This is a genomic window from Fundidesulfovibrio putealis DSM 16056, from assembly GCF_000429325.1.
GTDB lineage: Bacteria > Desulfobacterota > Desulfovibrionia > Desulfovibrionales > Desulfovibrionaceae > Fundidesulfovibrio > Fundidesulfovibrio putealis.
In genome coordinates this window covers 118,840-135,222 of sequence record NZ_AUBQ01000003.1, presented here as the reverse complement: position 1 = coordinate 135,222, position 16,383 = coordinate 118,840, and the positions used below count along the sequence as shown (strand labels likewise).

23 protein-coding genes are annotated in these 16,383 nt (G+C 63.8%); 10 read left to right on the top strand and 13 right to left on the bottom strand.

Translation table 11 applies throughout. The features are described from left to right. Window positions 1–356 precede the first annotated feature (356 nt). The 3 genes from G453_RS26885 to G453_RS21600 all read right to left on the bottom strand — a co-directional run bounded on the left by G453_RS26885 (window position 357) and on the right by G453_RS21600 (window position 3,761). Window positions 357–1,535, bottom strand: coding sequence for a tyrosine-type recombinase/integrase (locus G453_RS26885; RefSeq protein WP_084502012.1), 1,179 nt, complete (start codon window positions 1,533–1,535; stop codon window positions 357–359). Further along, window positions 1,450–2,589 carry a methyl-accepting chemotaxis protein gene (locus tag G453_RS29085; RefSeq protein WP_205620040.1) on the bottom strand — a complete coding sequence of 380 codons (1,140 nt, stop codon included), beginning with the start codon at window positions 2,587–2,589 and terminating at the stop codon, window positions 1,450–1,452. The genes G453_RS26885 and G453_RS29085 overlap by 86 nt, the downstream gene beginning before the upstream one ends. Window positions 2,590–2,876: 287 nt before the next feature. Continuing rightward, the gene (locus G453_RS21600; protein WP_156920735.1) at window positions 2,877–3,761 is read right to left on the bottom strand and encodes a GGDEF domain-containing protein; all 885 of its coding nucleotides are present in this window, start codon (window positions 3,759–3,761) and stop codon (window positions 2,877–2,879) included. Window positions 3,762–3,975: 214 nt separating this feature from the next. Between G453_RS21600 and G453_RS21595 the strand changes: the two genes are divergently transcribed. Next, the gene (locus G453_RS21595; RefSeq protein ID WP_043643882.1) at window positions 3,976–4,266 is read left to right on the top strand and encodes a hypothetical protein; all 291 of its coding nucleotides are present in this window, start codon (window positions 3,976–3,978) and stop codon (window positions 4,264–4,266) included. Between the two features lie 77 nt (window positions 4,267–4,343). Here G453_RS21595 and G453_RS0100675 read toward each other — a convergent pair whose 3' ends face one another. Genes G453_RS0100675 through G453_RS0100655 form a run of 5 tightly spaced genes read right to left on the bottom strand, consistent with a single transcriptional unit; the run spans window position 4,344 to window position 5,987 of the window. Beyond that, window positions 4,344–4,595 carry a hypothetical protein gene (locus G453_RS0100675; protein ID WP_027189476.1) on the bottom strand — a complete coding sequence of 84 codons (252 nt, stop codon included), beginning with the start codon at window positions 4,593–4,595 and terminating at the stop codon, window positions 4,344–4,346. Between the two features lie 6 nt (window positions 4,596–4,601). After that, window positions 4,602–4,856, bottom strand: a complete 255-nt coding sequence (locus G453_RS0100670) for a hypothetical protein (protein ID WP_027189475.1) — start codon at window positions 4,854–4,856, stop codon at window positions 4,602–4,604. Between the two features lie 5 nt (window positions 4,857–4,861). After that, on the bottom strand, window positions 4,862–5,017 hold the full coding sequence (locus tag G453_RS27630; RefSeq protein WP_156920726.1) for a hypothetical protein: 156 nt from the start codon (window positions 5,015–5,017) through the stop codon (window positions 4,862–4,864). A 17-nt stretch (window positions 5,018–5,034) separates the two neighbouring features. Next, window positions 5,035–5,514: a thermonuclease family protein gene (locus tag G453_RS21590; RefSeq protein WP_043643880.1), complete on the bottom strand. Its 480-nt coding sequence runs from the start codon at window positions 5,512–5,514 to the stop codon at window positions 5,035–5,037. Then, entirely contained in the window at window positions 5,502–5,987 is a 486-nt protein-coding gene (locus G453_RS0100655) for a lytic transglycosylase domain-containing protein (protein ID WP_156920722.1), read from the bottom strand. The genes G453_RS21590 and G453_RS0100655 overlap by 13 nt, the downstream gene beginning before the upstream one ends. Before the next feature lie 374 nt (window positions 5,988–6,361). Between G453_RS0100655 and G453_RS0100650 the strand changes: the two genes are divergently transcribed. From G453_RS0100650 to G453_RS0100630, 5 genes are all read left to right on the top strand, one after another. After that, entirely contained in the window at window positions 6,362–7,081 is a 720-nt protein-coding gene (locus G453_RS0100650) for a DVU0298 family protein (protein ID WP_027189472.1), read from the top strand. A gap of 68 nt (window positions 7,082–7,149) precedes the next feature. Further along, window positions 7,150–7,494, top strand: coding sequence for a DVU0772 family protein (locus G453_RS0100645; protein WP_027189471.1), 345 nt, complete (start codon window positions 7,150–7,152; stop codon window positions 7,492–7,494). A 121-nt stretch (window positions 7,495–7,615) separates the two neighbouring features. Continuing rightward, window positions 7,616–7,999, top strand: coding sequence for a response regulator (locus G453_RS0100640; RefSeq protein ID WP_027189470.1), 384 nt, complete (start codon window positions 7,616–7,618; stop codon window positions 7,997–7,999). Next, window positions 7,909–8,748, top strand: a complete 840-nt coding sequence (locus G453_RS0100635; protein WP_084502009.1) for a metallophosphoesterase family protein — start codon at window positions 7,909–7,911, stop codon at window positions 8,746–8,748. Before G453_RS0100640 ends, G453_RS0100635 begins: the two co-directional genes overlap by 91 nt. Continuing rightward, a complete protein-coding gene (locus G453_RS0100630) occupies window positions 8,745–10,106 on the top strand; it encodes a protein kinase domain-containing protein (RefSeq protein ID WP_027189468.1) in 1,362 nt (453 codons plus the stop codon). Before G453_RS0100635 ends, G453_RS0100630 begins: the two co-directional genes overlap by 4 nt. Window positions 10,107–10,133: 27 nt before the next feature. Here G453_RS0100630 and G453_RS0100625 read toward each other — a convergent pair whose 3' ends face one another. From G453_RS0100625 to cbiR, 4 genes are read right to left on the bottom strand one after another with little or no spacing between them, the layout of a single operon-like run. Next, complete coding sequence (locus G453_RS0100625; RefSeq protein ID WP_051271307.1) at window positions 10,134–11,156, bottom strand: HD-GYP domain-containing protein; 1,023 nt, start codon at window positions 11,154–11,156, stop codon at window positions 10,134–10,136. Next, complete coding sequence (locus G453_RS21585) at window positions 11,153–12,241, bottom strand: DHH family phosphoesterase (protein ID WP_205620039.1); 1,089 nt, start codon at window positions 12,239–12,241, stop codon at window positions 11,153–11,155. The genes G453_RS0100625 and G453_RS21585 overlap by 4 nt, the downstream gene beginning before the upstream one ends. A gap of 7 nt (window positions 12,242–12,248) precedes the next feature. Then, window positions 12,249–12,755, bottom strand: coding sequence for a bifunctional adenosylcobinamide kinase/adenosylcobinamide-phosphate guanylyltransferase (locus tag G453_RS0100615; RefSeq protein ID WP_027189466.1), 507 nt, complete (start codon window positions 12,753–12,755; stop codon window positions 12,249–12,251). Next, window positions 12,752–13,507: a cobamide remodeling phosphodiesterase CbiR gene (gene cbiR, locus G453_RS21580; RefSeq protein WP_051271304.1), complete on the bottom strand. Its 756-nt coding sequence runs from the start codon at window positions 13,505–13,507 to the stop codon at window positions 12,752–12,754. Before cbiR ends, G453_RS0100615 begins: the two co-directional genes overlap by 4 nt. Window positions 13,508–13,638: 131 nt before the next feature. Between cbiR and G453_RS28280 the strand changes: the two genes are divergently transcribed. Then, entirely contained in the window at window positions 13,639–13,782 is a 144-nt protein-coding gene (locus G453_RS28280) for a hypothetical protein (protein WP_169725266.1), read from the top strand. Between the two features lie 439 nt (window positions 13,783–14,221). Here G453_RS28280 and rpmB read toward each other — a convergent pair whose 3' ends face one another. Continuing rightward, on the bottom strand, window positions 14,222–14,455 hold the full coding sequence (gene rpmB / locus G453_RS0100600; protein WP_027189465.1) for a 50S ribosomal protein L28: 234 nt from the start codon (window positions 14,453–14,455) through the stop codon (window positions 14,222–14,224). A gap of 148 nt (window positions 14,456–14,603) precedes the next feature. Between rpmB and G453_RS0100595 the strand changes: the two genes are divergently transcribed. From G453_RS0100595 to plsX, 3 genes are read left to right on the top strand one after another with little or no spacing between them, the layout of a single operon-like run. Beyond that, entirely contained in the window at window positions 14,604–15,140 is a 537-nt protein-coding gene (locus G453_RS0100595; RefSeq protein ID WP_027189464.1) for a YceD family protein, read from the top strand. 12 nt (window positions 15,141–15,152) lie between these two features. Beyond that, window positions 15,153–15,338, top strand: coding sequence for a 50S ribosomal protein L32 (gene rpmF / locus G453_RS0100590; RefSeq protein ID WP_027189463.1), 186 nt, complete (start codon window positions 15,153–15,155; stop codon window positions 15,336–15,338). Continuing rightward, window positions 15,322–16,374, top strand: a complete 1,053-nt coding sequence (gene plsX, locus G453_RS0100585) for a phosphate acyltransferase PlsX (protein ID WP_027189462.1) — start codon at window positions 15,322–15,324, stop codon at window positions 16,372–16,374. The genes rpmF and plsX overlap by 17 nt, the downstream gene beginning before the upstream one ends. Window positions 16,375–16,383 lie beyond the last annotated feature (9 nt).

Below are 16,383 nucleotides of genomic sequence, written 5' to 3'. Positions count from 1 at the left end.
TTTTGGCTCGTGATATGTGGTTTAAGCTTACCAGGGACGGATACCGTGGTGAAATGGTAGCTCGGTGTCCTTGGCTGAGGAAGAAAGGAGACATTTACATCTGCCGCATCCACGGGACCAAGCCGGTGCATTGTCGTGAGTTTATTCCTTCGCCAAGCTTGGCGGAAAGGATTGGATGCCCAGGATGGGATGAAGAGTAAGCGGCTGACAGCTAAGAACCCTGAATGAACAAGCACGTTGACTCTGTTTTTAGGGCGCAAGACATCCTGCCGGACGACGTGAGCAATTAAAGGCCATGACCTTTAATTGCGAAAGTTTCCGGGATAAGGAGAACTGTCCAGGAAGAGACAGAGGTACTACTTAGAAAGGAACAACTTCATATAGCTGAATGGGGTTGAATCCTCAGCGGAATTGAATGTGACTTTGAATTTGTCAAGGCTGCCCACTCCAGTGATCCCCGGAGGCCAATCCATCACGTCTTGCAGGCAAAGAAAGCAGGGATCAACTATGGATTGGAACGTTGACCTGAAGAGCAGATTTCTATTTATGCAGCCCGAACAAGGCTGAAGGTTCTGGGCAAAAGTCATACGCGGTGCGTGCGGTGCCTCACTGGATGTTTGCGCTTTAGACTGATCTTCCGCCGTCCCCTTCGTGGGCAGGGCAGCGGGCTCCTTGCTGAGCGAGAGAAGGGCGTCAACCGCATCTCTCCCTTGCTTTGGTGCGAGATGTGAATAGCGCATGGTCATCTCCGTGGACGTGTGCCCCAGTAGCTTGCTGACCGTGAGCAGGTGGACGCCACGTTGTACAAGCCAGCTTGCGAACGTATGTCTCAACGTATGAAATACGACCCTATGCCGTCTATCCGTGACGCCTAAGTTGAAACCGCAGGCCTCGACCGCTTTCCAAAAAGAGTTTCCAGGACGATTTAGCCGTTTTCCATTGTACGTAAATATGAATTCTTGTTTTGACTTGTTTAGAAGCAGCACCTCATACGCCTTGTCATTTAATGGTATGCTCCTGTTGTTGCATGACTTGGTATCCCGTACATGAATTATTCGATTTGATTCGTCAAAATTATGCGCGCGGAGATTGCGCATTTCGCCAAACCTGAGTCCAGTATGGACGCATAGGACTGTGATGTCATGCCAAAGACGAGACCGACTTTTCAAAACTGAGAGCAGTTGTTCGACTTCATCTTCGGACAAAAAACGATCGCGCTTATTGTCAAACCTCTGAATCTCAAATTTCGGGACAGACTTAATCATTCTCCATTCAAAAGCACGGTTTAGCACCCGACGCAACAGGCCGAGGATATGCCGGACAGTCTGAGGGCTGATGTTTTTAGTGGAAAGAACCCCACGGAACTCAAGTATCTTTTCAGACGTAATCTTGTTGAGCTTGCAGCCTGCCCCAAAAAAGGGTAATATGTGATTGTTCCACATGCCATGGTCAGTGCGTAAAGCGTGCGGCCCTGCCCCATGCCGGACAAGCCTCAGGTAAGTGGGCCAAATTGTTGAAAGAGTCGCAACCGTCATGTTTCCTCCTTAAGGACTGGCGGATTAAGGATGAAGAAGTACAATAGCCTAAATCCCCTTCAGAAGGAAATTCCCCCACTCGCGCCGCCTCGATGGCGGCGTTCAGGGCCAGCAGGTTGGTCTGATCCGCAATGTCGGAGATGACGTTCAACACCTGCCCGATCCCCTGGGCCTGCTTGCCCAGGGCCGTCATGTCCGAGCGCATGCCAAGCGCCTGCTCCTGCACCGCGCCGATGCCCTTCACCACCTGGGTGACCACCTGCGCGCCGTCCAGGGCCTTGTGCCTGGCGTTCTCGGCGGCCTGCGCAGCCTGCGACGCGTTGCGCGCCACCTCGAACACCGTGGCGTTCATCTGCTCCATGGCCGTGGCGGTTTCAGCCACCCGCTGGGACTGCGCCTCCGAGCCCCGGCTGGACTGCTCGATCTGGGCGGAGAGTTCCTCGGACGCCGAAGTCACGACTTCCACCACGCCCTCGAGCTGGCTCGCGGCCTGGAGCATCCCCTCGGCCATGGCTCGCTGCGCCTCTTCCTTGGCGTTCACGACCTCCGTCTGGTCAAGCCAGATGGAGACCGTTCCCAGAAGCGTGTTATCGGTATCGAAGAACGGGGCCGTGGATATGTGCACGTGGCGCACCTTGCCGCGCCGGGTCTCCACTGTGCGGTCCGCAACCTTCAGCTGCCTGTCGCGCAGGGCCACGCTGGACAAGGTGTCCCGCCCCTTCACGCCCCACATGTACTCCCCGGACTGCTTGCCGATCTGGTCCTCGGGGCGGCCTTCGATCTCCATGAGGTCCATCATGTGCCGGTTGGTGTAGAGCACGGTGTCCTGGGCCGTTATGACCGAAAACGGAACCGCCACGCCGTTCATCAACCCGGACAGGTACGCATCCTTGCTGGTGATGGTCCTGGCCATGGAGCGCAGGCTTTCAGCCAGACGCCCGGTCTCGTCGCTGCCCGTCACGCCGAGCCCGCCCGCAGCGCGCCCGTTTGCTGCGGCCTCGGCGAACGCCGCGCATCTGGCGATCTTCCGCGTCAGGCGAAGCGCGTACACCATGCCGAGCACAATACCCAACACAGGACCGGCATACGCGACAGGACCGAATTTTCCGCCTGATGCGACGGCGGCCGACAAGAGTGCGACGACGACATAACTCCCGAGGAGTTTCCATTTCAGGCTCATGGTATTCAAGATACAGCTCCGGTCTGAAGTTCTCCGACATATGAACAGTGACCATGACATCGCCGTGTTCGGACAGTGTTACAAACGGTTTACATCTCCCCTGTGTTGCGGGTTTCATCGCGCCGACCGGCGTCCTGCAGCGCTCGCCGGGATGAGTTCAGTCAGCGCAGGCTCACCGCGTCCCCGCCTGCGCTCTTGGCTGCGTAGACTGCCGCGTCCGCCCTGGCGATCACCTGATTCCAGCAGATTCCCGACGCGCCGCAGACGGTCATTCCCGAGGAGAGCCCGATGGACAGGGTGCACCCCTGGCCGTTGGATTCCTTGAAGCGCTGGCGGATGCGCTCGGCCACCTCGCGCGCCTGTGCCTCCAGACAGGGCAGCAGCACCGCGAACTCGTCCCCGCCCAGCCGGAAGGCGCTGTCGCACCCTTCCCGCACCGACTCCCGGATGATCCTGGCCAAAAGGCGCAGCACCTCGTCGCCGGTCTGGTGCCCCAGCGTGTCGTTGACCTGCTTGAACTTGTCGCAGTCGATCATGAGGAGCCAGGTCTCCTTGTCCGGGTCCAGCGGGCACAACGCCTTGGACTGGAGCATCTGCTCGAAATGGCGGCGGTTGAAGAGCCCCGTCAGCGAATCCGTGCGGCTTAAATCCTCCATGACCCGGCGCGCCTGGTCCGTCTCCTCCAGACGCCAGATGAGGCGGTTCTCGCGGTCTTTCAGCTGATGCAGCATCCAGTTGAGGTTGCGCTTGAGGCGAAGCAGCAAGTGCTCGTCTTCGCGCTCCACGGGCAGCGAGAAGGGCTCCGGGAAGCCGCCCCCCCGCAGCTTGGAGGTAAAGGCGTCCACCTTGGAGAGCTCCCCGAGCACGCAGAAGTGCAGGGCCAGCTTGGCTAGAAACGGCATGAGCCCGAGCCCCAGCGACCCGTGCAGCGCAAGCACGGCCACCGCCGCAGAGGTGCGGCCCGATTCCAAAAGGGCCAGGGCAGCCAGGATGGGCAGGGATACTGTTACGACCAGAAAGGCGGCGAGCTTGATGTGTGGACTCACGAACTGCTCCAGCGTGAAAATGAAAATCAAAATCAGTTCCCAGCTGCTACCCTGCCGGGGAAAGGGAGTCAAGCGCGCGTCGGTGTGCAGAAATCGTTACCGCAGGAGAAGCAACTGTAACCGGCGCACGGCGGCAATTTCTACAAGCACTTGAAATATATTACAATCACCCTTGGCACGTTCCGTGATTATGAGGGGTGGGAGGTGAAACACCATGAAACACCTGATATTGGCCGCCGTGCTGTTATTGGCCTTTTCCTCGCAAGCCTGCGCGTATAATTCCGGCCCTTCCTGGGGCTTCAACGTCTCCGTGGGGACACCCCCGCCGGTGTACGTTCCCCCGCCGGTGTACGTCCCCGCTCCGGCGTATCCTTCCGGCTACGCCGCCGGGTATGAGCGCGGATACGCCGCTGGCGCGTGGCGCGGTTATGTGCCGCCGCCCCCGCCGGTGTACGTCTACGAGCGCAGGCACAAACGCCACCCCCACTACTACCGCCACTGGTAGAACCACGCCCCGGCCTCCCTGGCCTCGCACATTCTTCCCGCCACAAAAAACCGGGGGGCGAAATGCCCCCCGGCCTCTTACTCGCAGCCTGGCTTGCGATCTATGCCGGTGACCACGAACACCCGCGACGCCTCACCCGGAGCTTTTTGTTCTCCGGATTCCGTCTGCCGGGCTATTTCCTTGATCTCCTTGGCCGCAGCCAGCTGCACCTTGTCGTCCCCCGCCTCAAGCAGGCGCTCCAGGACGTCCAGCACCTTCTCGTTCAGGAGCTTCGCGGCCCGCGCGCAGACCGGTCCCTTCCTGGTTTGGGTCTTGCGAACGGCTGCCATGGGGGCTCACTTCAGCGCCTGGCGGATCAGTCTCTCCCAGACCGCCAGGCCAAGCCACACCAGCCCGCCGCCCACCACCGAGGTGATGACCGTGTTGAGCACCTGGCTGCGCAGCGAAAACGCCCCGCGCAGCAGCTGATGGTGCCTGGCATGCTCGCCGGGGGCCAACTCGCACGATGAGCAGCAGCCCGAACGCATCAGGCCCTCTTCGTGGGCCTCGCGCAGGGCGTCCTTGATGAGGGGTTTCAGCCCGTCGCTCATGGCGGCTACCTGATCGGCTCGCTGGTGGTCATACGCAGGGCCGCGTTGGACACGGCCAGGATGGCCGCCTGCAGGGCCGGGTCCATGGCCGTCTTGCCCATGGCCGCCTGCACGCCGATGGCCCCCAGGGCCGCCATGTTGGCCCACAACGTCTTGGACATATACCATCTTTTCCCGTTCATCGGGTTCTCCTGTGTTTTTTGCGCCACACCCACGGCGGAACCGGACGCTTCTGCGACCACAGGCCCAGGCCCTTGAACCTGGCCACGGTCTGCGACAGGCTCAGCGCGTAGCAGTTGCGGCAGTATTGTGTGTACACCCAGGCATGCCCCGCCGCGACCATCAGGGCGTTCACGTCGCGCCCGTCGGGCAGCCGCAGCACGGCCACCGTGCGCCCGTAGGAGTCGGTGTCCTTGGGGATCACCTCCACGCGCTGCCCCTCCACCAGGGAGGTCAGGTAGTCGCGCGAGGCCTTGCCTCCGGCCTGGGCGAGCTCCGGAGCATCGATGCCGTAGAGGCGGATGCGCGTGGCGTCCACGGTGACGGTGTCGCCGTCGTGAACGTGCTCGACCATGGCCGTGAAGGCCCATGCCTGGACGGTCCATGCCGATAAAACCAGAGTCAGAATCAGAGCCAGGGATTTCTTCACTTGGGCCATTCCCCGCCCAGGGCCTGGGCGATCTTGTCCACGTAGGACTGGTTGACGAAGCCCCCTCCGGGAGCCAGACGCACACTGCCGGCGTTGTATGCTGCCACCACGCCGGGCCAGCCATGGCCTGCTTCGTGGCGCTTGGCAAGCTTCGCCAGCAGCCTGCATCCGTACTCCAGCCCCACCTCGGGCCGGGTGAGCCCCGAGAGGAACGCGCCGGGATATCCCAGGCCGCGCGCCGTGGCCCCCATCACCTGCATGAGGCCCCAGGACGTGGCCTGGCCCATGCGTTCGGTCTCCAAAGAGCACGGCCTCACCCCGCGAACTGCGGGATTGCCGCGTATGTATCTCTCGAAGAAGCCCGGTTCGTACCGGAAGGCGCACGCATCGCCTCCCGATTCCACCTCCACCACCGCCGACACCAGCCCCACGGGCAGGCCGTGCGTCCTGGCGGCGGCTTCAATGAGCGTCTCATGCTCCATATCCACCTCGCCGGATGTGATGTGGTCCGGCCCGGAGCCGTCTGGCTCATGATGTGCGGGGCCGCTCTGCCCCGGGCTGGATGTGAGGGGGCATCTTAGCGGGGAAGCGCGATTTGAGAAGGGCACATAGGGGCATGGCCCCATTTGTTTCGCTCTGCCGCGCAGAACGCCTCTTCAGATGGCGGCGTCATGGACAAAGCGGCCCAAGCGCCTTAATTTCTGCGGATGTCGAGCGTGCGGAAAGCAGGAGCCCGTTTTCCGCACGCAGTTGGAATGGTTCCCTCGGGTCAGGTTCAGCCTTGTCTGGATGTCTCCCGAAGACGCCACCCGAACCTGCAACGTACGCTTGGACGACAGGCATCAAGGAGATCCGGATGGGCAGACTGCGCGACCTGAGAAAAACCGTCCTGGCGGCGCTTGAGGCCGATCCCTGGCCTGCCGGGCTCGCAGCCCTGGAGGACGTGCGGCCCAAGACGCTGCTTGGCCCGCTCTACGCCTGCCTGCTGGAGCCGGACGAGCGCGTGCGCTGGCGGGCCGCCTCGGCCTTCGGGCGCACCGTGGCCAGACTGTTCGACGAAAAGCCCGAGGACGCGCGCCAGCTGGTGCGCCAGTTCATGTGGCGGTTGAACGAGGAGTCCGGCAACGTCGCCTGGGGCATCCCCGAAGCCTTCGGGGAGATCCTGGCCGCCCAGCCCGAGCTGGCCCGCGAGTTCCACCGGGTGCTGGCCTCCTACATCAACGACCGCGACTGCGCGACCGGCGACAACTACCTGGAGCTCTGCCCTCTGCGCCGGGGCGTGTACTGGGCTCTGGGCCGCCTGGCCGAGGCCCGGCCCGAACTGGCCCTGCCCGCCCTGGACGACCTGCTCCTGGCCTTTGGCGGCGACGATCCCCAGAGCAGAGGCTTGGCCGCCTGGGCCGTAGGGTCGCTCCTGCCCCTGGCCGGGGAGAAATCCGGGCCAGCCCTGGACGCCCTGGACGCCCTGGCTTCAGGCGAATCCGGGGGCTACGCCTTCGATTTCTACCACGGTGGAGAGCTGTCTCCCGTGAGCATCGGCGAGTTGGCCCGCGAGGCCATGAAAAAAGTCGCTTGACCCAGTTCTAGGAATGTTTATTACTTTCCTCATCACCCTGAACAAAACACACCGGTGAGGAGAACTCCATGGCTCAGCTCGAAAATTTCAAGGAATACGACGTGGACTGGGAAATGACCCCTGAAGCGGCCGTGACTCTTTATCTGGAGTGGGGCAACAACTGCTGGCTGAACGAATTCAAGCCGGTGCGCCACCGCAGCGACTCAGTGACCTACTTCGTGGTGAACACCTGGGAGCCGGCACCCAAGCTCACCCTGATCAAGCGCACCTGCGACGAGGCCAAGGAGCTTGCGGAGTTGCCCCTGCCCGAGCATCTTCGTCCCAGGTTCATGAAAGAGGTGGGTTGCAACAAGGGAGTGTACGCCCCCACTCCTGAAATCAAGGAATGGTTGCGGACCCAGATGAGCAACTAGAAAAGCCCTGAAACGCCTGAAAGGCCGGGAAACCGGCCTTTTTTGTTGCCTTGCTCCCTGCGCGGGATGTAGAATTTCTCAACCGGCGGATTTTGGCGTACAATCCGGGTTGGAGGCTTAAATGGACAAGGCGTGCATCCTCATCGTCGAGGACGAACGCATCATCGCTCTGGATCTGCGCAGCAAGGTGGCCAGGCTGGGGTACGTGGTGGCCGGGATGGCTCATACCGGGCAGGAGGCCATCCGCTTGGCGGAAGAACTGACCCCCGACCTGGTGCTCATGGACATCATCCTGGACGGCGGCATGGATGGCATCGACGCCGCCACGCAGATCCTGCAAAACCGCACAATCCCCGTGGTGTTCGTGTCCGCCTGCAACGATCAGGGCACCCGTGAGCGCGCCACAATCCTGGGATGCGCCGGATTCGTCTCCAAACCCGTGGACTCCAGGGAGCTGGCCGCCCGTTTAAGCGACGCCCTGAGCTGCGCCAGAGGCCCCGACTGATAATCCTCTCCGACATCCACGCCAACCTGGAGGCCCTGGAAGCCGTCCTCCAGGACATCGCATCCCTGCCCGAGCCCCATTCGCTAGGCGAGATAGTCTGTCTGGGAGACATGGTCGGCTACGGGGCCGACCCCGAGGCCGTGGTGCGCCGGGTGCGCGAAGCCGGAATCGTCGCGGTGCTTGGCAACCACGAGGACGGGGTGCTCTCGCCCAAGTCGCGCGGGCATTTCAACCCCCAGGCCTGGGACGCCGTGCGCTGGGCCGCTTCGCACCTCTCCGAGGAGAGCCTCGCCTGGATCGCCGGACTCCCCTTCAGCCTGAGCGTCCAGGGCTGCCATCTGGTGCATGGACTGCCCCCCGCCGACCCCCACGCCTATCTGGCCCAGGCCGACGAGCCGTGCCTGCGCCGCCTGATGGGCCAGATTTCCGAGGACGTCTGCTTCGTGGGGCACACCCACCGCCTGAAGCTCGTGACCATCCGCCCGGACGCGCTCACCCGAAGCCCCCTGTACGAGGGGACCCTCCGGCTGGAGCGCGGCCCCAGGCACATCGTCAACGCCGGAGCCGTGGGCCAGCCCCGCGACGGCGACCCGCGCGCCAAATACCTGATTTTCGACCCCGTGAGCCGCGCGCTTACCGTGCGCTTCGTCCCCTACGACGCCGGGACCGCCGCAGGGAAGATCCTGGCGTCCGGCCAGCCGCGCGTCTATGCGGAGCGCCTGGTCGAATCACTGGAAGGCTCTGCGTGAAGCGCATCGGCAGGTACGAGGTGCTGGGACTCCTGGGGCGCGGCGGCATGGGCGCGGTGTACAAGGTGGCCATGCCCGTCACGGGCAAGATCATGGCTCTCAAGCTCCTGGCCCCCAATCCCTTCCTGGTCACGCTGCTGGGCCGGGCGGTGATCGAGCGCCAGTTCATCGCCGAGGCCGCCGCGCTGGCCAGCCTGAACCACCCCAACGTGGCCGCCGTGTGGGATTTCGGGCGCATGGGACGCCGCCCCTTCTTCCTGATGGAATACTTCTGCCGGGACCTGGGGCAGGTGATCGGCGAGACCGCCGACGTTGAAGCCCCCACCCGTCGGCTCTCCCTGCCGCGCGCGGCCAGCTACGCGCTCCAGACGCTGGAGGGCCTGGCCCGGCTGCACCACGCGGGCATCGTGCACCGCGACATCGAGCCCTTCAACCTGCTGCTCACCGACGAGGACCAGATCAAGATCACGGACTTCGGCCTCTCCAAGGTGCGCGGCGAGTCCCTGGCCGAGTCGCCGGGACTCAAGGTCGGCTCGCCCTACTACGCCGCCCCCGAGCAGGAGGACGACCCCAAAAGCGCCGGGCCGCGCGCGGACCTGTACTCCGTGGGCGTCACCCTGCACCGCATGCTCACAGGCAGGCTGCCCCGTTGGCCGCTGGAAGGGGCCGACGCGCCCGGCAGGCTCTCGCGCGACCTGGACGGCGCCTGGGAGGACTTCCTGCGCCGCGCGCTTTCCCCCGAACCAAAGGAGCGCCACCGCGACGCAGCCTCCATGGCTGCCGAGCTGCGGGTGCTGCTGGACGCCTGGCGCAGACGCCTGGCGCGCGCATGCAGCCTGGAGACGCCGGACGCATCGCCCCCCTGCCCCGCTCCGGGACCGGAAGGCGCGCCGAAAGCCCGCCGGGAGCCGCGAAAAATTTCCGGAAAGAACGCCCGCGAGGAGCTGGGGTTGGACGCCCTGTGGCGGCCCAAATGCTACGCGGTCCAGCAGCTTCGCCCGGGAGCGGGAGTCATAGCGGACGAGGCCTCGCGGCTCATCTGGCAGTCCGGGGGCAGCCCCTACCGGCTGAGCTGGTGGGAGGCCCACGAATACGTGGCAGGCCTGAACGCCGCGCGTTTCGCCGGAAGCTGCGAGTGGAGGCTGCCCACAGTGGAGGAACTGGCCGGGATCCTCACCCCGCCGCCGGAGTTCACCGGGCACTGCCTGAGCCCGGTCTTCAACCCGGAGCAGCGCCTGCTCTGGAGCGCCGACCGCCGCGCCTTCACCCAGGCCTGGTTCGCGGACACGGAACTCGGGGCCGTGGCCTGGGCGGACATGACCTGCCTGCGCAGCGTGCGCGCCGTGCGATCTTCCTGATACGTTTCGCGAGGGGAAAAAACCGCGTCAGACGATGCGGGCGTTGCCCAGCACGTAGACCAGCCGCTTGAACAGGGCCGGGTCGAAAGCGCCTTTCATATCTTCCTGCATGATGGACAGCGCCTTGTAGGGCGCGAGGGCCTTGGCGTAGGGCCGCTCCGAGGTCAGGGCGTCGTACACGTCGCACAAAGACAGCACCCGCGCGTACACCGGGATGCCCTCCCCCCCTATGCCGCCGGGATAGCCCGCGCCGTCGAAGCGCTCATGGTGGAAGAGGATGGCGTTGGTGGCCACGTGGCTGATGGGCATGGAGGCGCAGATGCCCAGCGCCCGCACCGGATGGGTCTTCATCATCTCCCACTCGGCCTGGTTCAGCGGCCCGGACTTGTTGATCACCTCGTCGGGGATCTGGGTCTTGCCGATGTCGTGCAGGGCCGCGCCCAGGCCCGCCTCGAACAGGGTGGTCTGGTCCATGCCGGACAGGCTTTGCAGCACGGAGATGGTCAGCACCATCACGTTCAGGGAGTGGCTGTAGGTGTGGTACTTGTGGGAGAGGAACTCCGAGAGGCTTTTCAGCGATTCTTCCTTGGACAGCAGGGCGATGCCCCGCTTCACCAGCAGCTGCATGGCCTGATAGGTCTTGTCGTCCAGGCCCCTGGGCAGCTTGCTGGCGAAGCTCTGCTTCAGCATGCCCGAGGATATCTGGTAGAACAGTTTGGAGCGCTCCTCCATGGGTAGCTGGTCGTTCAAAAGCATGTTGCCCAGGTTGCGGGCCAGATAGGTCTCGTAGTCGAAGCGTTGATCCACCCTGATGTAGAACTCGCTGACGTCCAGCAGGTCCTTCAGCTTGGGCTCGATGGTGAAGTGCTCGCCCTTCTTGGCGTACAGGACGAACCAATCGCCCCGCTTGAGATACAGGTCGAACAGGCCCGCCGTGCCGGGCAGGATGGTGCGGGGATGGATGGGAAAGTAGTCCTCCCGGCGCTGGGAGACCTTGGAGCCGGGGCTCCCGGCCCCCGGCTGCGGCCCTGCCGGATGGCGCACGGTCATGCTGTTTCCTCTGGCAGGGCCTCGGGCATGTCCCTGAGTTCCTCCGGACGAGCCGGAGCGGTCTTCACCGGGCAGGACTCGCCGTCGGCAGGGTCCCAGTCGCCCTGGAGCCTCTGTCCGGTCAGGCGCTTCCACAAAAACTGCTCGGGGTCGAACCCGGCAAGCTTGGTCAGCTCGATCTCGGCGCGCGCAGCCATCTTGTGTCCGCCCGCGCAGCCGAAGTCCGCAAACCAGGCCTGGGCTTTCTTGCCCATATTGCGGCGCAGGCCGTCGGAGCGCATCACGGCTATCAGGCGCTCGCCGTAGAGCCCGGCGATGCAGTTCCAGGAGAGCCCGTGCACCCGCAGGAAAAAGTCGGCCAGCACCACCAGCACGTCCGGATTTTCCACCCGCCCCACATAGACGAACATGCCGTCGCGCCCCACGGGGCGGATGCGATCGAAGGCGCGAGAAAAGTACTTCAGCCACTTGCGGTGGAAATCCGCATGCACGATGCGCCGCAAGAGCATCTTGTCCGCGAACTTGGAGAGATAGCTGAAGGCCTTTACGTCCACCTCGGAAAAATCGCGCTCAAAGGAACCGGTGTCGGTCTTGATTCCGTAGAGCAGGGCCGTGGCCAGCAGTTTGCCGGGCTTAATCTTCAGGTTGTACAGGTATTCGGTCAAAAGGCTGGAGCAGGCCCCGTACCCGGTGGGGATGTCCACGAACCGGGCCCGCACGGGGTGGGAGGGGTCCAGCCCGTGGTGGTCCAGGATCACGTCGAAGTCCACATCGGGAAAATCCGTGCTGTGGTGCGGCTGGGAGTCCACCATGGCGAACCGCGTGCAGCAGCGCGAGATCTCCGGCGTGACGCGCACCAGGGGGATGCGCAGGGTGCGGATCATGGCCAGGTTGTCGGGCCTTGAGATCTCATTGGGGTGGGCGATGTCCGCAAGGGCGCCCTTGGAGCGGATGATCTGGCGCAAGGCCATGGCCGAGCCCAGGGCGTCGGGATCGGCGCTTATGATGATGAGCCAGTGCTCATGGGGGACGATCAGGCTGGTGAGTTTCGCCAGCTTGTCGGTGAGAACCCTGAAAAAGGGCATGTGCTCCTCACTTGAGTGTGACGGACAGGCCCGCAACTGCGAGCTTCACGCTGGAGGCCATCCCGGCCAGCGCCTGATTGAGCGCCCCCTGGGCGCGGGCGAAACGCCTGACCAGCGATGTCGATGCAACAGGCCCCAGGCCCACTTCGCAGCTGACCAGCACGCACTCCGGGCCTGCGGGGGCCTCGAACCCGGCCAGGGCCTGAAGCAGCTCCCCGGTGCGGTCGCGTCCGACCTCCAGGCATGCGAACACCCAGAAGTCCAGGCTGTCCACCAGGACGTTTCGACCTTCCCGGAGCGCTCCCTCAAGGGCGGCGGCCAGCTCCAGGCCCGGCTCGACCACGGGGATGGCCGGGTCGCGCCGCAGGCGGTGGTCCAGGATCTGGCGGCGGAAGGCCATGTCGCGGGCCAGTCCCATGGCCAGTATGAGTCCAGGTCCTGGGGCGTCCCGGAACAGGCCGTAGGCCATGTCGGACTTGCCCGACTTCTCGCCCCCGAGCACCAGACGGATCATTTGGCCCCGCTTTCCTGCGAAAGCTCCCGGCACAACGCGTAAAACGTTTCCAGGCTGCCGCGCAAGTCGGATTCGCTGAAAACCTCAAAGAGAATGCGGGTGTCCGGGCCGAGCCGGGCAAGAATGCCCTTTATGATCCGGCGCTGGCTGGGGCTGAGTTCGGTCAGGGACAGGTGCTCGTGGCGCTGCTTGACCATGCCCGGCGCGTAGCAATGCACCAGCTCCACCCGCTCGAACAGATCGGGCGCGTCCAGCAGCCAGTCCTGGTCGAAGGCCATCTGGTGCCCCACGTCCAGGCAGACCGGCAGGTCGTATTCCTGGACGACGGGCCAGTGGGCGCGCAGGTCCTGGCCGGGGATGTTCTCCACCATGAGCCGCCAGCCGGGCGCGGCCTCGCGCCAGATGCGCGCGACTCCCGCCAGCCTGTCCGGCTGCGCGGGCGGATGGAGCACCCCGCCCCAGGGCGAGAGCGCGCCGGGAACCGCCATCAGCCGGTCGAGCAGTTCCCACACGGCCCGGGGGCCGTCGTCCCAGGGCAGGTCCAGGGGCAGGTGCACGTGGGAGGAAAGGCCCCGGCCGGGCTCGAACTCCTTGGGGAGATAGGCCAGCGAGGGCGCGTGCTGGTAAAATAGAAGCGCCACCTCGGAGACGGGCAGCTTCCAGGAGGCGATGCGACGCAGGTTCTCGCTCAGGGACTTGGGCCACAGCCAGCTGGTGGCGGACAGACGCCAGGGGGACGGATTCGTGTTCATTGTTTCACTTGCGTGCCGCAGCAGTCTCCGGTAAGAATTTCTCCTGTTCGCGGCGTGGCCGATTGTGGCAAAAAAGCGTTGCGGACGAAAGCGTTTTTCCCCGACGTTTTGTTCCCAGCGGAGGTAAGATCGTGACGCGCTTTCGAAATGCCTTTCATCATGTTTTCAACCCCTTGCACGTCTTCTGTCGCCTGAAGGACATGGGACTGCCGAGCCCCGTCGCCCACAAGATGTGCCGCGCCTACGAGCGCTTCGTGTTCAGGCTGCTGCCCTGAAGACCGGCCCGGCATCCAGACGGACACTGCCGGACTGATACACCCGCCTGAGCGCCCGAAGCTTCCGCCCGACATGCCTCGACCAGTCTCCTGACCGCCCAAGACAGCATCCCCGGCCTCCCGGCCCCCGCCTCTGCTGACAACGATCAATTCGGACATATTTTTATCTTTGCGCGCCATGGCCCGAGGAATGGGACACGTGCCTGAGCGGCAGTTCGTCGCGAGGACGCAACGAAGAGAGCGCATCATGCCCGTGGGCCTGCGCCAGAAGACCGCGCCGCAGCATGAACGCGCGACGAGGTTATTTTCGGGAATGCGAAAAGAAACGAGTAAGGCCGGACCGGGAATATCCCGGACCGGCCGTCTCGGTAACGGATAGGAATGCGTGGCCTGCCAACATCCGGACGCCTGGCGTCCGAAAAACGCGGGCGGCTTTTCTTTAGGAACCGGAAACGGAGGCCGCTTCGGGAACCACGCGCACGGAGGGCTTCACCACCACGCCGGAGCGCAGGCAGCGGGTGCACACAGTCATGGTGTACACTTCGCCGGAAGCCTTCACGGCCCGGACCTGACGCAGGTTCGGGATGAAACGACGCCGGGACTTGTTGTTGGCGTGGGAAACGTTGTTTCCCACCTGGGGCTTCTTGCCGCAATTATCGCACACCTTGGCCATATCGCACCTCCAGCGGGGTCATGCCCCTGGATAAAATATACCCGTCAAAGGGAAGCGATGCTTACACGCACTTTTTTCGGCTGGCAAGCTTTTTGTTGACAGAAGCCTGGGGCGCGATTACTCACCGTTGTTTCCCGGAGGGCGAAGCATGACCGAACGCTGGCTTGACATAACTGACGTCCAGGCGCAAGGACGCGAATTCGTCTTCGACGACCAGGAACTCTGGGCCGAGGGCGCAGGTGAATTCGACATGGAATTCGCCACGCAGACACCCCTCTCGGCCACGTTCACCGTGACGCCCGAGACGGACGGGGCGCTGGTGCGCGGCAGGCTTACAGGCATGCTGAGCGTACCGTGCGACCGCTGCACCGCGCCGACCGAGGTGAAGATCGACCAGCGCTTCGACCTGTTCGAACAGGTTCCGAAGCATGGCGAAGAGGTCCTGGAACCGAGCCTGGTTCGTCGGCGCGGACATCGACTGGAGCTTGACGTAAACGGTTTGCTCTGGGAAGAGTTCGTGTTGGCCCTGCCGGTGAAGCCCTTGTGCTCGGAAAACTGCAAGGGCCTGTGCCCGGAGTGCGGGCAGGATCTGAACGCAGGTGGCTGCGGCTGCTCCGAAAAGCAGCTTGATCCGCGCATGGCCGCCCTGCGCGGGCTAACTATTGTCAAGAAAGACCACTCATAGAGGTATACGGAAATGGCCGTCCCCAAGAAGAAGATCTCCAAGTCCCGTCGAGGCATGCGCCGCTCCCACGACGCCCTGACCCCCCCCAACGTCATTCTGTGCTCCTGCGGCGAGCCCACCCTGTCTCACAGGGTCTGCCCCAGCTGCGGCACATACAAGGGCCGCCAGGTGCTCAAGCGGGATGAATCCCAGTCCTAGCAGGCCCCGCATCGCCGTGGACGCCATGGGAGGGGACTTCGGTCCCCACGTGGTGGTTCCCGGCGCAGTGCAGGCCGCAAAGCGCAAGCAGCTCGACCTGCTCCTGGTCGGGGATGAGCCCCGTATCGCGGCAGAGTTGTCCAAGCTCGACACGCGGGGAATCGTCGTGCGCGTCGTGCACGCCACCCAGGTGGCGGAGATGCACGACAAGCCCTCCGAGGCCCTGCGCAGGAAAAAGGACTCCTCCATTCAGGTTGCCTGCAACCTGATCCGCGACGGGCAGGCCGACGGAATCATCAGCGCCGGGAACACCGGCGTTGTGCTTGCGTGCAGCCTTTTCACGCTTGGCCGCATGGACGGCGTGGACCGCCCCGCCCTGGCCACCATCCTGCCCACGGAGCGCGCCCCCCTGGTGCTCGTGGACGCCGGAGCCAACGTGGACTGCAAGGCGATAAACCTGTTGCAGTTCGGCATCATGGCCGACGTGATGGCCCGCCTTCTCCTGCACCGTCCGGAGCCCGAAGTCGCCATCCTCTCCAACGGAGAGGAAGAGGGCAAGGGCAACCAGCTGGTGAAGGAGGCCTTCGAGCTGTTCAAGCACTCCTCGCTCAACTTCGTGGGAAACATTGAGGGACGCGACCTCTTCACCGGCGAAGTGGACGTGGTGGTGTGCGACGGCTTTGTGGGCAACGTGGTCATCAAGCAGGCCGAAGGCTTGGCCTCCTCGCTCGGACGGCTGCTCAAGGGCGAACTCCGCAGGGGTTTCTTCGCCAAGATCGGCACCACCCTGGCCCTGTCCGCCTTGAAACGCTTCTCGCGCCTGATGGACTACGCGGAGTACGGCGGCGCGCCGCTCCTGGGGCTCAAGGGCACGGTGATCGTAGGCCATGGCGCTTCCAACCAGAAGGCCATCGCCAACGCCGTGGACATGGCGGGGACGCTCATCAGCCTGAAGGCCCCGGAGCTTCTCAAGGAAGGCCTCGCCGCCAACAAGGACTTCGCACACTTTTTAAAACGACCGGCCAGCGCCGAGTAAACGATCCCC

Bases quoted from the DNA above. Each gene is read 5' to 3' on its own strand.
- G453_RS0100655 (WP_156920722.1), bottom strand. From the start codon at position 5,987: ATGGAGCATGAGACGCTCATTGAAGCCGCCGCCAGGACGCACGGCCTG.
- G453_RS0100625 (WP_051271307.1), bottom strand. From the start codon at position 11,156: ATGACCGTGCGCCATCCGGCAGGGCCGCAGCCGGGGGCCGGGAGCCCC.
- cbiR (WP_051271304.1), bottom strand. From the start codon at position 13,507: ATGAACACGAATCCGTCCCCCTGGCGTCTGTCCGCCACCAGCTGGCTG.
- rpmB (WP_027189465.1), bottom strand. From the start codon at position 14,455: ATGGCCAAGGTGTGCGATAATTGCGGCAAGAAGCCCCAGGTGGGAAAC.
- G453_RS21590 (WP_043643880.1), bottom strand. From the start codon at position 5,514: ATGGCCCAAGTGAAGAAATCCCTGGCTCTGATTCTGACTCTGGTTTTA.
- G453_RS0100640 (WP_027189470.1), top strand. From the start codon at position 7,616: ATGGACAAGGCGTGCATCCTCATCGTCGAGGACGAACGCATCATCGCT.
- G453_RS0100675 (WP_027189476.1), bottom strand. From the start codon at position 4,595: ATGGCAGCCGTTCGCAAGACCCAAACCAGGAAGGGACCGGTCTGCGCG.
- G453_RS21585 (WP_205620039.1), bottom strand. From the start codon at position 12,241: ATGCCCTTTTTCAGGGTTCTCACCGACAAGCTGGCGAAACTCACCAGC.
- G453_RS26885 (WP_084502012.1), bottom strand. From the start codon at position 1,535: ATGACGGTTGCGACTCTTTCAACAATTTGGCCCACTTACCTGAGGCTT.
- G453_RS29085 (WP_205620040.1), bottom strand. From the start codon at position 2,589: ATGGTGTACGCGCTTCGCCTGACGCGGAAGATCGCCAGATGCGCGGCG.
- G453_RS0100595 (WP_027189464.1), top strand. From the start codon at position 14,604: ATGACCGAACGCTGGCTTGACATAACTGACGTCCAGGCGCAAGGACGC.
- G453_RS0100670 (WP_027189475.1), bottom strand. From the start codon at position 4,856: ATGAGCGACGGGCTGAAACCCCTCATCAAGGACGCCCTGCGCGAGGCC.
- G453_RS0100635 (WP_084502009.1), top strand. From the start codon at position 7,909: ATGCGCCGGATTCGTCTCCAAACCCGTGGACTCCAGGGAGCTGGCCGC.
- G453_RS0100650 (WP_027189472.1), top strand. From the start codon at position 6,362: ATGGGCAGACTGCGCGACCTGAGAAAAACCGTCCTGGCGGCGCTTGAG.
- G453_RS21595 (WP_043643882.1), top strand. From the start codon at position 3,976: ATGAAACACCTGATATTGGCCGCCGTGCTGTTATTGGCCTTTTCCTCG.
- G453_RS27630 (WP_156920726.1), bottom strand. From the start codon at position 5,017: ATGTCCAAGACGTTGTGGGCCAACATGGCGGCCCTGGGGGCCATCGGC.
- plsX (WP_027189462.1), top strand. From the start codon at position 15,322: ATGAATCCCAGTCCTAGCAGGCCCCGCATCGCCGTGGACGCCATGGGA.
- G453_RS0100645 (WP_027189471.1), top strand. From the start codon at position 7,150: ATGGCTCAGCTCGAAAATTTCAAGGAATACGACGTGGACTGGGAAATG.
- rpmF (WP_027189463.1), top strand. From the start codon at position 15,153: ATGGCCGTCCCCAAGAAGAAGATCTCCAAGTCCCGTCGAGGCATGCGC.
- G453_RS0100615 (WP_027189466.1), bottom strand. From the start codon at position 12,755: ATGATCCGTCTGGTGCTCGGGGGCGAGAAGTCGGGCAAGTCCGACATG.